Here is a 14946-nt window from a genome sequence, read left to right on the forward strand (position 1 = left end):
TGGGCGGACGTGCTCAACCGTGCCAACCTGGGGATGGAAGTGATGCACGAGCGGAATGCGCACAACTTCCCGCTGGACTTGGCGGCGGTGGAGGTAGCACCGGCTGTGCGGGGCTAGTGCTTCCCCAGGTTTCCTGACTCTACTTCCCCTGGCCCCAGCGCCAGGGGTTTTTTTGGTTGCCGCAATTCTCCTGGCGGCTAGAAAGACCGCGACGTTTTCCCCTTTGGCCTTTTAAAGTTAAAGTTGGGCCGTTGTATCTGCAGGTAACAGATGGCAATTATTTCTTCTCGAGAACGAAGCCCAGAGTCGCCTCTTGACGCAAGCGAAGCAGGAAGGGGGCTGCTGCAGCCCCAGGCTCAGGCTGGCGAAGCCCAGGAAGACTCCTTGCGCCCGCGCACCCTAGCTGAGTACATCGGCCAGACGGAGCTCAAGGAAGTGCTCTCGATTGCCATTGCAGCCGCCCGCGCCCGCGGGGAGCCTCTGGATCACCTCTTGTTCTACGGGCCCCCTGGCCTGGGCAAAACCACCGTGGCGGCAGTGCTGGCAGCGGAGATGGGATCCCGCTTCTACATGACCACGGCTCCAGCGCTGGAGAGCCCCCGCGACATTGCTGGCTACTTGGTGCGTCTCAAGCGGGGCGACGTGCTGTTTATCGACGAGATCCACCGCCTGCCTAAGGTTACGGAGGAATTGCTCTATCCGGCAATGGAAGATTTTCGCCTCGATATCACCATTGGCAAAGGCCGCTCTGCCCGCATTACCTCCATACCCCTGGAGCGCTTTACTCTCATCGGAGCCACTACCCGCATTGGCGCTCTAACCTCGCCGCTGCGGGATCGCTTTGGTCAGGTGCAGCGGCTGCGCTTCTACGAGCCTCACGAGCTGGCGGAAATTGTGTTGCGCAGCGCCCGCCTCTTGAACACCTCCATTGATCGGGAGGGAGCCGAGGAGATCGCTCGCCGCTCTCGAGGCACGCCTCGCATAGCCAACCGCCTTCTCAAGCGAGTGCGCGATTATGCCCAGGTGCGGGGCAATGGCCACATCAGCCGCGAGGTTGCCATTGCTGCTTTGGAGTTGTTCCAGGTGGATCCCATGGGTTTGGACTGGACGGATCGCAAGTTGCTAACCCTACTGGTGGAGCAGTTTGGGGGAGGGCCGGTGGGCCTGGAGACAATGGCGGCCATAACCGGCGAGGATCCCCAGACCATCGAGGAGGTGTACGAGCCCTATCTCCTGCAGATTGGCTATCTGCAGCGCACACCCCGCGGGCGGGTAGTTACCCCTGCAGCACTGCGACACTTGGGCTACGCCGCCTAGCCCTCTCCCAAGAGCAAAAAGGAGCTAGCTGCGATCGTTTTTCCCCACCGGCCTAAAACTAGGTACCACCAACTCTTTGTTTTGCTTGGTGAGGCGGCCATACAGCTCTTGGGTGTTGGGAAAGTTGGCTGCCGGCAGGGTGGGGAAGCGGCGGTAGGGCACCGTGTCCTCGCCAAAGAGATCCCGGTACTCCTGGGTGTTGAGCAGGGCGCGCACGAAGGCCTTTAACCCCTGGGTAGCCAAGATCTGGTTGTATTTGCGGATCTCCTGCTGGTTTAGGGGTGCGCGGCCTAGGAAGTGCTTGGTGCCCAGCTCGATGACCTTGGTGTTGGGGTAGGGGGCATAGAACTCAGCGCGGTACAGTTCGGAGCACCCCAGCGCCTCGATAAACTCCTTGACGGTGATCTCGCCATTGCGCAGCTTAGACTCGGCAGAGCTAAGCTCGGCGCTGATGTTGTAGATGTCCATGTCGCGCTCGAAGATCTGCCGGTAAGCAGCGCGGATGAGGTTGTTGACCTCGGCTTTGTTGGCCAAGCTGGTGAGCTTGAAGACAGGGATCTCCTGACGAATCCTAGGCACCCCTTGCTGGACGCGCCGCTGGATTTCCAGCTCGCCGGAGGGCTTGTCCTGAGGCTGGCCCAGCTTGACGAAGAGGGGGATATCGTCGTCGGTGCGGATGGGCCGGGTAACCACGGCCATGTCGCTGGATCCAGGGCGCATCCGCCGCTGCGCTAGGCCAGCAGGGGTGAGGTAGCGCTCGTAGGGCACGATATCTTCCCCAAAGACCTGCTGGTACTCCTCACTGTCGAGGATGGCGTCTACCACGGCGTAGAAGCCCTGCTTGGAGGCAATGTCGAACAGGCGGTTCATCTCCTGCCGCCCGTAGGTGGGCCGGCCCAGCAGCTTGCGGTGGATGAACTCGATGGCTTTGCAGACGTAGAGGCTAGACCAGTATTTGTTGCGGAAGAGATCCGACTTGGCCAACTGGCGGACAAACTCTCTGACGCTGATTTCTCCGGATTCCAGCTTGATTTCCCAGCGGGTTAGCCGTTGGCCGGCGTAGGGCACATAGCCATACACCTGCTGGTAGCAGGCGCGGATGACCGCTTGCGTCGAGACTTCGCTGCCAACAATCCCAGCCCGTACCCCTAGCCGCCGGCTGCGATCCCCAGGGGTCTGGGTAAGCTTGAAGACTTTGGGGCCAAGGCTGCCGGGATCCCCGACCGCCTTGGGGTTGGTGCGAGCGTTGGTAAGAGCAAAGCCGCGCCGGATGAGGATGCGCTTGACATCCTTGTTGAAGGGGGCCGGGCTGGCGTTGAGGGAGCGGCTCTCTTTGGGGAAGATGGCGCCAAACTGGATCTCCAGGGGGTCGTTGCCGACACCATAGGGGTGCTGATCCGGCAGGGGACGGTTGTAGCGGGCGAAGAGGGTGATAAATTGTGGCACCTTGCGGCGAGGAGCCGCGTAGTTGTAAAGGTCGAACTTGGGCCCCCAGTTGGCGCTGGTCTGGGCTTCCACCCCCAGCTTGCGCAGGTAGGGCACCGTCTCCTCGCCAAAGTAGTCGCTGTACTCGCGGCTGTCGACCAGGGCGTCCACCAAACCTGCCAAGCCCTTGCTGGAGACGATGGCAAAGTAGGTCTGCACCTCCTCGCGGGTCTCTGGGGCCCGCCCCAGGAAGTGGCGGAAGGCCAGCTCCACCACACGGCTGTTGATGTAGGGCTCGTAGAACTGTTTGCGGTAGAGGTCTGATTTGCCTAGGCGGCGGATGAACTCCCTCATGGAGATCTCGCCGTTTTTTACCTTGGACTCCAGGTCGGCCAGCTTGAGTCCATAGGCGCGGCGGATATCCCGCTCAAACACCTGCCGGTAGGCAGCCTTGATCACTTCCTCCTTCTCGGCGTTGGAGAGCCCCGGCTTCATGGCAAAGACGGGCACTTTTTCTGCCGCCAAGCTGTAGACCTGAGGCAGTTGGAGTCCCTGCAGAGGCAGGCCGTCGGCGGTGCTAGCATTGCGCTGCCGCAGCTTGTCGGAGGGGGCAGGGGCAATGAACTCGCTCAACAAGACGTCAAAATACTGGTTGATGATGGCCACCGCCTCAGCATCTCTGCGGAAGTAGCTGGCCGAGGCCCGCTTCATCTCCTGGAGGGCAACGATGGTGGCTTCGGCGGAGCAGGCATTTTCGATAATCTCCCGCAGGCCACGGGTGTTAACCACAAGGATATTGGGATCCCCGGCCACAAGGGCGTAGGTGACGTAGCGCAAGAACCAGCTTAGATCCCGCAGCGACTTGCGCATGTTGGCAGCCCCGTAGCGGGCGATACTGATGGGGCGGAAGTTGGGCGGGATCTCGACGCCACTGGCGCTGAAGAGGTCGCGGATGGCCTCGATAAAGCCCCCCGTGGATTCCACGTAGAAGGCCGTGCCCAGCTTGAAGGCCTCTTTCTCATCCTGCGTGGCTTCTGGCCGCTCCAGATAGGCCATGGGGGAGCCGCCGGTGAAGATGCGGTTGGCGGCCCGACTGACAATGATTTCAGAATTGGCCGCAAGAACCTCGGCAATCTCCAGCCGTTTTAGGCCAGTGGAGAAAAAGTCCTCGAGGCGATCCAGCTCAGTGCGCGACAGGTAGCGATCCTGCTGTTCCGCCTGGGAGATGGTCGATAGGGGCAGAGTTTGGTAAAGACGCGGACTGGAGAGGACGGCGCCGCCGGATGCGTTGATACCCATCGATTCTTAAACTCCGCTTATCGATTACCGAAAAGTTTCCAACCAAAACCACGAGCCCTGCTCCACCCCCCTCTTGCCGTCGAGGAAGTAGGGACGCCGGACCCCTGAGGGAGAAGCCAAGCCTAGAATACTAGGGGGATGCGCCCGGAGTGGGGAGGTTGTTGCAGTTTGTAACACTCCTGCTCAGCTCCCTTCTCAGCAAAAGCCATGGCCTCTACCCCTCTTGCCCAAGACCCTCTCCAGAGCCATTGGGAGCAGGGAGCATATGAATCGGTTGCCCAAGAGCTGTTGCAGCAGTTGGAGCAGGGATCCCAGCATCCCCTGCTGTGCTGGTGGCTGGGAGCCGCCTACCTGCTCCTGGGGCGAGAGCTGGAAGCCCAGCTTACCTGGCAGGAAGGGGTGGCGCTGCTAATGGGAAAAGGCCTGAGCGAGCCAGAAGCTAGCCGCTGCTGGGCAAAAGGGCTGCAGGAGCTGGCGGAGGGGCTGTGGGAAAGAGGCCACTGGCCGCAGGCGGCAGCCTTGTATCGGCAACTGGTGGAGGGCTCCCTTCCCGCCGACCTAGAACCTGTGCAGGCGCTGGCCGCCCATCGCCTTGGCCGAGTCCAGGAGCGCCGTCGGCTGTGGCTAGAAGCAGCAGAGTGGTTTGAGCAGGCTTGCCGCCGGGATCCAACAGCCACGGAAAGCTTTTGGCGCTGGGGCCTGGCCCTGCTCAAGTTGGGCCGGCTGCGGGAGGCGCTCTCCCCTCTCCAGGAGGCAGCGAGGCTAAGGCCAGACTGGGGGGATCCCTGGGTGCAAATGGGCCTAGCTTGGCTGGATCTGGGGGAGCTGGAGCAGGCGGTGGTCTGCTTTCAGGAGGCAGCGGCGCGGGGCACCCAGACAGCGGAGCTCTACAGCTACTGGGCGGAGGCCCAGGTGCGGCGGGACGACCCCCAGGCAGCTTGGGAGAAGTTCCAGCAGGCGCTGGCTGCCGAGCGGCAGTGGCTGCAGGCTTGGTGTGAAGGCAGCGGCAGAGACAGCTCCCTGCGGCTGGAGCTGGAGCAAGCCCTCCAGGGATCCCCGGGCAAGTTTTGGCAAGAGCGGTATCGCCTCTGGCGGCAGCGCTGGATCCCCGCAGAGGCAGCTCCCCCTTCCCCGGCCTGCCAGAGCCCATCGCCTAGGGCCGGCGACTCCCTGCCCGTGCCCAGCCAGGGCTACCTCACCACCCGGCAGTGGCACCAGGCCACGGGCGAGGGCAGCTACCAGGTGTTGGATCCAGAAGGGGTTCTCTACCTGCAAGCCCCGCCGACGGCTGACCCTGCCCTTGGGCAAAAGCTGCGCTCACAGCGGATCCCCTTGGCCGAGACCTTTGTGGCCCAGATCCCGCAGGGATCCGTGCACGTGGGCCACTATCCCCGCCACCTCTACGCCAGCTTTGCCAGCGCCGTGCTTACGCGTAGGAGGGAGTTGCTGGCCGATGTCTCCCCCGGCTTGCCACCGCCGGAGTTTCTCGACTGGGACTGGAAGTCGGAGCACCTGGAACACCACCCCATTTGGGACTTGCCTCACCTGCCGCCGCCAATTCCGCTGGAGGGCTCTGCTGCCCTCTTGCCCCTGGGGGCAGTCAACTACTTCCATTGGATGGTGGACATCCTGCCCGCCCTCGAGCTCCTACGCCGCGCCGGCTTCCTCGAAAAAGACCTTCCCATCTTGCTCCACGGCTACCAGGGCAAGCCCTTCCAAGTGCAGAGCTTAGCTGCCCTGGGGATCCCCGCAGAACGCCTTCTAAGCTTCGAGCAGGTGGGGGGCTCCCATCTGCAAGCGCAGAACCTCATTGTGCCCTCGCTGGCTGGGCCGGTGGGGTGTCTAACCCCCAGGGGCTGGAAGGTGCTGCAGCAACTGGTTCCTCTGGGGCAGGCGGCGGATCCCTTGTTGCCGAGGCGGGTTTACATTAGCCGTCGTGCTGCACGCTGGCGACGGGTCATCAACGAGGCGGAGGTGCTGGAGGCCTTGCGCCCCTGGGGCTTTGTGCCTGTGCAACTGGAAGTCCTTTCCCTAGCCGAACAGATAGCCTTGATGCAAAAAGCAGAGGCAGTCATGGGGATCCACGGGGCGGGCCTGACCAACCTTGCCTTTTGTCAGCCTGGCACGGTTGCCATCGAGATCTTCCCTAGCAATGCCGTGCTCCCCTACTTCTGGAGCCTTGCCCAGGTGGTGGGGCTAAACTACTTTCCCCTAGTGGCCCCAACCTGCGACCCCGCCCTGGTGGCCCTGCTGGCTAGTCCAGAGCTGGATCGGGAGGATGCCTGGGTGCCGGTTCCGGCTCTACTTGCCTTGCTAGAGCAAACAGGGCTGCAGTAATGGGATCGGAGGGACTCGAACCCTCACGTTCTTGAGGAACAACGGATTTTAAGTCCGTAGCGTCTACCATTCCGCCACGATCCCTGGAGTAGCCGTACTACTCTACCAAAGGGTTTGCTGTGGGGGACTAGGAGGCTTCTATAGGGAGAGTATGGCATGCCAGCTTCTGGCAGACAGCCTGGCGCAGGAAATGAGCTAAGGCCGCCACGCAGTCTTGATCCTCAAAAAGCAAGTCGCGCCGCTCTTGGATTTGCTGAGCGATTTGCTGCCGAAATTGGGGATCCGTTCCCAGTTGTACGGCCAGCTCTTCGTAGCGCTGGAGGTCTGGGGCAATTAAAAGCTCAAGGCCCATTCTTTTGAGGATGGCGTAGGTGTGGCGGCCCCGCAGGAACCGGCCAGGGCAGGTGACCACCGGCAAGCCGGCAGCAATGGCTTCCAGGGTGGTGATCCCGCCCGACCAGCCGTAGGAGTCCAGCATGACGTCAGCGCAGCGATTGAGATCCAGGTAGTCTTGGTGGTCCAAGGCGGGCAGGATTCGACAGTGGTCTTCCACCGCAAGACCATAGCTGGAAAAGATGGAGGCAAGCCGCTGCCAGAAGCGCTGACCAATGGCGGCATTGGGCAAGGCCAAGAAGACAAATTGGGCCCTGGGCACTTGCCGAGCAATAGCTGGAAAAAGGTAGTCGTATTGCGGCAGGTACTTGCCCAAATACTGGCAGGTGAGATAGACAACGGCCTCTTGAGGCAGACCAAAGTCCTCGCGGTAACGTCTCTGGGGAGGCAAAACGGGCTTTTCAAAACAGGTACCCAGGCGGGGCAGTCGAACCAAGGTTTCGCTGTAGTGGGCCTGCCCATCTTCAGGCTCCATGAGGTCGCTGGAGAGAAAGTAGTCAATGGTCGACAGTCCCGAAGTAACGGGATGAGCCCAGGTGGAGCATTGGACGGGGGCTAGCCGCAGGGACGCCAGCTGCAACATAAGAGGAGAAAGGCCAATTTCCAGGTACACCAAAACATCCAGCTGATCCTGCAAAATTTGGCGGGCAGCCTCTTCAAAGCCGGTGGGAATGTGGCGGAAGACATCGGCATACTGACGGTATTGCTCCGTCAGGAAATCAACTCTGGGATCCAAGTGGTAGGCAAAGACCTGGAAAGGCTGCTTGGAGCTGGCCTTTAAGTACTTCACCCACCCCAAAGAAAGGCGGCTGTAGGAGCAAGCGCGCATGGAGGCCGAGACAAACCCAACGCGAATGGGATCCCCTGGCCGGGCTTGCCGGGGAAGATACTCCCAATCGGGGTAGCAGGCTTTCACAATGCGCTGCACCAACTGAGCGTATTTCTTCTGCAGCTCCAAGTCGTCGTAGCCCTGGTACTGCAGAAGGTGAGGCGTTCCCCAGCTTGAGCCTAAAAATGCAAGCCGCCGCTGCTCTGGGGTGTCTAGGGGCGTCTCCTGAATGAGGCGATCCAGGTGCTCTACAAAGCGCAAGCGAAAGCGGTGCAGCTCCTGTTCATCCTGATAGATAGCCGGCAGATAGAGGTGGTAAAGCCAGCGGGCTTGCACCAAGTTAGGATCCAAAGTCCATGCCTTTTCCAGGTGATCCAGAGCCGCGCTGTGTTCCCCTTGCTCGCGATGGGCTATCCCCAGATAAAAATGCACCTCAGCCCAAGGGATCCCTGCTAGTGGATCTGGATTTTCTAACAACGATCCCAGCAAGGAGATTGCCTCTTCGTGGCGGCCTAGGTTAACAAGAATCTTGCCCGCTTGAAAGGCAGAAAGGTAAGCCTTGGGGTTGAGGCTCAGGCTCTGCCGATAGCAAGATAGAGCCTTCTCCAGTTGCCCCAAAGACTCATAGACAACGCCCAGGTTGTGATGATAAAGGGCTACGCGGGGATTGAGCTCAATGGCCTCGGCAATCAAAGCAGCCGCCCATTCCCCCTCCCCCTTGGCCTGGGCCACCGTCCCCAGCAGGTGCAGGGCATCGGGTTGATCGGGAAACTCCGCCAGAATTTGGGAGTAAATGGCTTCCGCTGTTCGCAAGTCGCCAGCCTGCTGGGCCTGGATCCCGGCCAGCAGCTTATCCTTGGGGGCGAGATCCGACATTGAAACAAGGGAAGCTGGAGAGTTTTCCTCACTATAGGCCCTCCAGCTCCGATTAGAACCCCCCTCGCCGCCTTCCTCTCCCTAGGTCTCATGTTGCCAAAAGCACATAAAAACGGTATCAACGCTTCTGCGAGCGCCTCGCCAAAACCCGCAAAAGCCGATTTTTTCGTTGACCCGCTCGATGCCTTGCGCCACAAGGCTTTCAGGCCTCTCACCCCCCCTCTGCAAGGCCTTTTTTTGCCCTCTTCGACCGACCCCCTCGCAAATAGGTCTTGCATTCCTTGCCCCGCTTGGGTTTAATAGGGGTAGAGTTCCCCCTTCGGGGGGATCCCTAGAAATTGGAAACTACGCCGCCGACTTGAAGGTTGGCGTCTTCGTATTCCAGTTCCCCCTTCGGGGGGATCCCTAGAAATTGGAAACTGCCATAGCCAGGTAAACCCAGACGTACCAAAGTTGTTCCCCCTTCGGGGGGATCCCTAGAAATTGGAAACTCCGCACCTGTGAAGTCCAGCTCGCTAATGACTTCTGCAAGTTCCCCCTTTGTGGGGATCCCTAGAAATTGGAAACTCGACTTCTGCCCCCTCCAACTCGGGTGGGCAGTTGACGATGGGGAGTTCCCCCTTTGTGGGGATCCCTAGAAATTGGAAACATCGAGATGGCGTTGCCGGCGCCGCTCCGCGGTCAGCCAAGTGTTCCCCCTTTGTGGGGATCCCTAGAAATTGGAAACTATGAGAGGTCAGACGGGGGATAGTTATCAAATATTGCAGCCAGCAGTTCCCCCTTTGTGGGGATCCCTAGAAATTGGAAATAGGGTTTCACCAACCTACCGATGCTTGCGGCTACTTGAGTTCCCCCTTTGTGGGGATCCCTAGAAATTGGAAACCGTAGTAGATCGCGGATCTGGGTGAGAATGGTCAAGTTCCCCCTTTGTGGGGATCCCTAGAAATTGGAAACACGACTACCCTTCGGAGTTACAGTGGCATTTCCTCATCTAGTTCCCCCTTTGTGGGGATCCCTAGAAATTGGAAACAGGTTATCGACTATTCGTCGTATTCATCTACCAGAATGACAAACTGTTCCCCCTTTGTGGGGATCCCTAGAAATTGGAAACGTTGCCGTTATGGGTACTCCACGGTCCCAACATTTTAATGTGTTCCCCCTTTGTGGGGATCCCTAGAAATTGGAAACTTGATTCAGTTGGTGTAGCTGATCGGGAGACAACTTCAGTGTTCCCCCTTTGTGGGGATCCCTAGAAATTGGAAACTTGGTAACCAACCCGTGGACTATACCAAGCTTAGCCGCTAACGAGTTCCCCCTTTGTGGGGATCCCTAGAAATTGGAAACCCGCAGAGCCTCCAACCGCAGCCATTCGCGTGCAGCTTGTAGGTTCCCCCTTTGTGGGGATCCCTAGAAATTGGAAACGTATTTGACCAACTCTTCAAGCGTTGCATGGATGAAGTTTCCCCTTTGTGGGGATCCCTAGAAATTGGAAACATCACCTCGGGCTGGTACTGCCCCGCTCGGTACATTACCGATAGGTTCCCCCTTTGTGGGGATCCCTAGAAATTGGAAACGACCTCCGAAACAACACATCACTGGGCAAAGCCCAGCATGAAAGTTCCCCCTTCGTGGGGATCCCTAGAAATTGGAAACAACCGCCAGGTGCTCCCAAACTTCACGCGCCTGTGCAGCAGCCACAATCGGGCAGTGCTGTACGCGCTAGAAGACTTCGGGCTCAAGTATGACGCCGTCCAGGCCCACAACCCTATCGAAAGCAGCATCAAAGCTTAGGCGGAGGATTGGGCCTCCCAGCGGTCAAAGATCTGCAGCAGCAACTGCACCCCATCGGTCAAGGCAGCCGGACCGGGCTGCAGAATCACCTCTGACGGCAGCTCGTAGACGTGTCCGCTCCAGACCGCCGGGATAGTCTCCCACCCAGGGCGGCTGTGAAGCCGCTCAGGCTTGAACCTCTTGCCACACCAGGACACCAGGATGATGTCTGGAGCGCGCCGCACGACCTCTGCCGGTTCAGCTATAATCCGGCGCCGTGCATCGGGATAGGCACTGAATTCGGAAAAGATGTCTTCAGCTCCACACAAACGAATGAGTTCGCTGATCCAGCCGATGCCTGTAATCAAGGGGTTATCCCACTCCTCGAAGTAGACCCGTGGACGGCGGCGCCGTTGCTGTCCACGCTGCATAGCTCGGTGCAATCCCTCCCGCAAGGAGCGCACATATGCCCGTGCCTGAGCAGCTCGCCCTACCAGTGCCCCAAGGCGCAGGATCATGGAGAGGATCCCCTTAACCGTGCGCTGGTTGAAGCAGACAACCTCCACCCCCTGGCGAATGAGCTCAGCGCAAATGTTTGCCTGCAGATCCGACCATGCAAGCACAACATCGGGCTGCAGCGCCAAAATCCGTTCGATGTTGGCATCCAAGAGGGTGGACACCTTCGGCTTCTTCCGCGCCTCCGGCGGACGCACCGTAAATCCAGAAATGCCGACGACGAGATCCCCAGCCCCCAAGGCGTAGAGCGTCTCTGCCGTCTCCTCCGTCAAGCACACGATGCGCTCTGGCAATCGCGGTCGCGGAACATGTCTGCCAATCATCGGGATTTCTTCGAGCGAGTCTACGAACTGGTTTGCCAAATGGGCGCTCTAGGCTGCCCGCTTCGATGCCTCACCCCGACGCTCATGCAAGAGCTCTTGCAGTGGGAAGGGGTTCAATGCAAGACGACTGCGGGGGGTTCCTAGAAATTGGAGACAGCTTTAGGAGAAGTCCGCCGCTACCCGGTGGGCGCAGGCAAACCCAGAGAAAGCGACAGCGTTGAGTCCCTGGCCGGGGAAGGTGCTATCCCCCACGCAGTAGAGGTTGGGGATGGCCGTGCGGTTGAAGGGCATACCCAAGAGGCCGCAGGGAGTGCCGCGAGGGATAGGGCCGTAGGTACCATTAACGCGGCCTAAGAAGCGGCGGTGGGTGCGGGGCGTGCCCACTTCCTGAAGTTCAATGTGGGATCCCAGCTCTGGCCAGAGGGCCTCCAGGCGGCGGATAAGGCGCTGGGCTGCCGCTTGTTTTTGCTGCCGGTACTGCTCTGGGCTCAAGCCCTGCCAAGTCTGCATCCAACTGGGGGTAAAGGCGTGGACAATGTGGCGGCCTGGTGGGGCCAGCTCCGGATCCAAAAGGGTGGGGATGGAGACGAAGATCGTGCCCTGCTCCGCCTCCATGGCTTGCCAGTCTTCGAGAAGAATGTGGTGGCAGTAGCGCTCACCGGCCAGGGCCTCGGCCCGCACCCCCAAGTGCAGGCTCAAGAAACTGGGGGACTGTTGATAACGGCTTTGCCAGCGCCGCTCCGCTGCCGGAAAGGGTCCTGGCCAGAGGCGGCCAAAGGTATCCCAGCGGGTGGCATTGGAGATGATCTTGCGCGCAAAGAGCTTTTCCCCCGTGGAGAGCTCGACGCCCACGGCCCGGCCCCGTTCTGCCAAAATCCGCCGCACCGACGCTCGGTAGCGGATTTGCCCCCCGCAGGTCTCTAGCCCCTGGGCCAGCTTTTGAGCAATCTGCCCCACCCCTCCCTTGGGGTAGTTGACGCCACCGTAGTGGCGGTCGCAGAACACCATGCCAGCGTTGATCATGGGCGTGCGCTCCGCCGGCACCACCGACCAGCAGTAGCACTCCATATCCACAAAGCGCAGCAGCGCCGGATGGCGGAGGTAGCGCCGCGCCACCTGGCCCACATTCACCGGCAAGTAGCGGGCCAAAGTCAGGCAGGCGCGCGGGTGGCCGACAAAAGAGCGCCAGAGATAGCTCCACTCCTCCAAAGAGAGGAGCTCCAGGGCGTTAAGGCTGTTGAAGATAGGCCAGAAGCTGTCGTAGAAACGGCGGATGCTGCCCGCTTCCTGAGGGAAATAGCTAGCTAGCTCCTGCAAAAACTCCTCGTAGTTCCGGTGTACGCGCGGGCTGAGCCCCTGGGGCAGGTGGTAGGCAATCTGCACGGGGTCGGGGATGGACTCCAGAGTTTGGCCCACAGCAGCCAGGGCACGGGTGAGCAGGTTGGTGGTGCCTTGAGTGCCCAGGCCAAAGATCATGGAAGCCCCGACATCAAAGCGATAGATCCCGTTGCCGTTGGGATCTGGGCGCTCGAAGTAGCCAGCGCTGCCACCGGGGATGAGGTATTTTTCCAAAACCAACACCCGGTAGCCCTTGGCCGCCAACTGGGTAGCTGCCACCAGGCCACCAATCCCAGCGCCAATGACAATGACATCCCAAACAGAAGGGGGGGAAGCGGGAGGTGCCGCAGCTTGAGGTCGAGAAAACAGCGTCTGGGTCAAGGGATCCCTCTAGCGCAACGCCAGTATCCTCAACCTACCAAAGCTTCAGGCAGCATCCGCCATCCAATCCCAGCCGTTTGCAGCGACTTAGATCAGATCTTCCAGGCCGCGGCTGCCGACGTAGCGGCTGTAGGCGTAGACTAGCCCCAGGCTCAGGCCAGTAACCAGAAAGCTAAGGGCCGCTCCAAAGGGGTAGTCCAGGCTCGCGCCAAACTGCATCTGAATGACATTGCCAATCAAGAGCGTCTTGCTGCCCCCCAGCAAGTCGGGCACCACGAACATGCCCAGGGCCGGGATCCCAACCAAAATCAGCCCCGCTGCCAGCCCCGGCAGCGTCTGGGGAAAGAGCACCCATAGGAAAACCTGCCAGCCGTTGGCGTAGAGATCCCGTGCTGCCTCGGCCAGGCGCCAGTCGATGCGCTCCACGGCTGTGTAGAGAGGCAAGACCATGTAGGGCAAGAACGTGTAGATCATGCCCAGATACACCGCCAGCCAACTGGGGTAGAGAGCCGTCTGGGGCGGAATCCAGCCCAGCCAGGCCGCTAGCCGCGCTGGCCACCCCTCCGGGGCCAACACCACCATCCAGGCGTAGGTGCGGATCACCAAGTTGGTCCAGAAGGGCACCACCACCAGCGTCAGCAACAGATCCCGCTGTCGGGGCGGGTGGGCGGCGATAAAAAAGGCCAGGGGATAGGCCAGGAGCACACAGAAGAAGGTGGTAACTGCCGCCACCAGCAGGCTGCGGCCCAGGATCTGCCAGTAGATGGGCGTCCACCCTAGGGGACCGTAGCCAAGAGCGCGCAGGTAGTTGGCCAGCGTCAAGGGCAGGCCCACCTGGCCAAACTCGCCGCGGCTGAGAAAGCTACAGGCCAAGAGCAGCAGCCCCGGCAGCACCAAAAACGTGACCACCCACAGCACCCCCGGCCCGGCAAAGATCAGGCTGTGCAGCAGCTCCTGCCAGGGCGTGAGCAATTCCCCGGCGCGCACTTGGGCAGGCTTCTCCAAGCGCTTCAGCATGGGGGACCCTCCCGCCGGGGATCCGGCCGCAGGCGCACCAAGTTTTTAGGAGGAAGATGGGCCACTAGGGCCTCCCCGATGGCAAAATCCTGGTCTTCGATGTCGGCGTTGAGGGTGAGGGCCTTGAGCTGCTGGCCGCTAGCTGTGCGCAGGAGGTACTGGTTTTCTGCCCCCGTGTAGATGAGGTTTTCCACCCGCACGGGCACTTGGTTGGGCAGCAGATCCCAGCCGCTCCGAGAAAGCCGAATCTTTTCCGGCCGAATGGCCAACTGCACTGGCTCCAGGGTGGGTTGGATCCCAGGCACCTTGAGCTTGCCCAGGGGCGTCTCGACGCAGTCGGTGCCGCAGGCGATCCCTTCGATGAGGTTGCTGGCCCCCAAAAAGTCCGCCACAAAGGCCGTTGCCGGGCGCTCATACACCTCGTCAATGGGGCCCACTTGCTCAATGCGCCCAGCCCGCATCACCGCCACTCGGTCGCTGGTCACCAAGGCTTCCTCTTGGTCGTGGGTCACGAAAATGAACGTCATGCCCAAGCGGCGCTGCAACTCGCACAACTGCACCTGCAGCTGCTTGCGCAATTTGGCATCCAAAGCCGAGAGCGGCTCGTCTAATAGCAGCACCTCTGGCTCGTTGACCAGGGCGCGGGCTAGGGCCACCCGCTGCTGCTGCCCGCCGGAGAGCTCCTGGGGCTTGCGCTTAGCCAGATCCCCAATCTCTACCAACTCCAAAGCGGCGGCCACCCGCTTGCGCAGCGCTTCCCCTCGCACTCCCCGCATGCGCAGGCCAAAGGCGACGTTCTCTTCCACGGTCATAAAGGGAAAGAGGGCATAGCTCTGGAACACGGTGTTGACGTTGCGCTTGTGGGCAGGCAGATGGCCCACCGGCTGCCCCCGGATCACCACCTCTCCGCCATCGGCAACCTCCAGGCCAGCGATGATGCGCAGCAGGGTGGTCTTGCCGCAGCCGGAAGGGCCCAAAAGGCCAAAAAACTCCCCCCGCCGAATCTGCAAGTCGATGCCATCGAGGGCCACAACATCGCCAAAGCGCTTGCGGATTCCCCTGAGTTCGACACTCCATGGACCAGCCTGGGAGAGGTCAGCAACGACACCGGCCATTGCGGTTAAC

8 protein-coding genes, 1 tRNA gene, 1 pseudogene and 1 CRISPR repeat array are annotated in these 14946 nt (G+C 60.5%); of the genes and pseudogenes, 3 read left to right on the top strand and 7 right to left on the bottom strand.

Annotated elements, in window-relative coordinates; all coding sequences use genetic code 11:
* Together NW812_RS08670 and ruvB are read left to right on the top strand one after the other, a co-directional pair.
* Positions 1-117, top strand: a pseudogene (locus NW812_RS08670) (photosystem II q(b) protein); the annotation flags it as partial.
* 153 nt (positions 118-270) lie between these two features.
* Positions 271-1317, top strand: coding sequence for a Holliday junction branch migration DNA helicase RuvB (gene ruvB, locus NW812_RS08675; protein ID WP_414395929.1), 1047 nt, complete (start codon positions 271-273; stop codon positions 1315-1317).
* 24 nt (positions 1318-1341) lie between these two features.
* On the opposite strand, the gene NW812_RS08680 is transcribed toward ruvB, so the two are convergent.
* Positions 1342-4041, bottom strand: a complete 2700-nt coding sequence (locus NW812_RS08680; RefSeq protein WP_414395931.1) for a phycobilisome rod-core linker polypeptide — start codon at positions 4039-4041, stop codon at positions 1342-1344.
* Between the two features lie 207 nt (positions 4042-4248).
* Between NW812_RS08680 and NW812_RS08685 the strand changes: the two genes are divergently transcribed.
* Positions 4249-6378: a glycosyltransferase 61 family protein gene (locus tag NW812_RS08685; RefSeq protein ID WP_414395933.1), complete on the top strand. Its 2130-nt coding sequence runs from the start codon at positions 4249-4251 to the stop codon at positions 6376-6378.
* On the opposite strand, the gene NW812_RS08690 is transcribed toward NW812_RS08685, so the two are convergent.
* From NW812_RS08690 to NW812_RS08715, 6 genes are all read right to left on the bottom strand, one after another.
* Positions 6379-6462 (bottom strand) — tRNA-Leu (locus NW812_RS08690). It lies immediately after the preceding gene.
* A 43-nt stretch (positions 6463-6505) separates the two neighbouring features.
* Positions 6506-8476, bottom strand: coding sequence for a tetratricopeptide repeat protein (locus NW812_RS08695; protein WP_414395935.1), 1971 nt, complete (start codon positions 8474-8476; stop codon positions 6506-6508).
* A gap of 310 nt (positions 8477-8786) precedes the next feature.
* Positions 8787-10129: a CRISPR direct-repeat array (repeat unit 36 nt; unit sequence GTTCCCCCTTTGTGGGGATCCCTAGAAATTGGAAAC).
* Between the two features lie 134 nt (positions 10130-10263).
* Entirely contained in the window at positions 10264-11085 is an 822-nt protein-coding gene (locus NW812_RS08700) for a cobalamin-binding protein (RefSeq protein ID WP_414395937.1), read from the bottom strand.
* Positions 11086-11244: 159 nt separating this feature from the next.
* Positions 11245-12792, bottom strand: coding sequence for a carotenoid isomerase (gene crtH, locus NW812_RS08705; protein WP_414396106.1), 1548 nt, complete (start codon positions 12790-12792; stop codon positions 11245-11247).
* Between the two features lie 99 nt (positions 12793-12891).
* On the bottom strand, positions 12892-13821 hold the full coding sequence (locus NW812_RS08710) for an ABC transporter permease (RefSeq protein WP_414395939.1): 930 nt from the start codon (positions 13819-13821) through the stop codon (positions 12892-12894).
* Complete coding sequence (locus tag NW812_RS08715) at positions 13815-14936, bottom strand: ABC transporter ATP-binding protein (protein ID WP_414348007.1); 1122 nt, start codon at positions 14934-14936, stop codon at positions 13815-13817. The genes NW812_RS08710 and NW812_RS08715 overlap by 7 nt, the downstream gene beginning before the upstream one ends.
* Positions 14937-14946 lie beyond the last annotated feature (10 nt).

It is taken from the genome of Synechococcus sp. O70.2 (assembly GCF_047462135.1).
Lineage (GTDB): Bacteria > Cyanobacteriota > Cyanobacteriia > Thermostichales > Thermostichaceae > Thermostichus.

Coding starts and splice junctions, on each gene's coding strand:
- ruvB (WP_414395929.1), top strand. CDS start 271: ATGGCAATTATTTCTTCTCGAGAACGAAGCCCAGAGTCGCCTCTTGAC.
- NW812_RS08680 (WP_414395931.1), bottom strand. CDS start 4,041: ATGGGTATCAACGCATCCGGCGGCGCCGTCCTCTCCAGTCCGCGTCTT.
- NW812_RS08685 (WP_414395933.1), top strand. CDS start 4,249: ATGGCCTCTACCCCTCTTGCCCAAGACCCTCTCCAGAGCCATTGGGAG.
- NW812_RS08695 (WP_414395935.1), bottom strand. CDS start 8,476: ATGTCGGATCTCGCCCCCAAGGATAAGCTGCTGGCCGGGATCCAGGCC.
- NW812_RS08700 (WP_414395937.1), bottom strand. CDS start 11,085: ATGATTGGCAGACATGTTCCGCGACCGCGATTGCCAGAGCGCATCGTG.
- NW812_RS08710 (WP_414395939.1), bottom strand. CDS start 13,821: ATGCTGAAGCGCTTGGAGAAGCCTGCCCAAGTGCGCGCCGGGGAATTG.
- NW812_RS08715 (WP_414348007.1), bottom strand. CDS start 14,936: ATGGCCGGTGTCGTTGCTGACCTCTCCCAGGCTGGTCCATGGAGTGTC.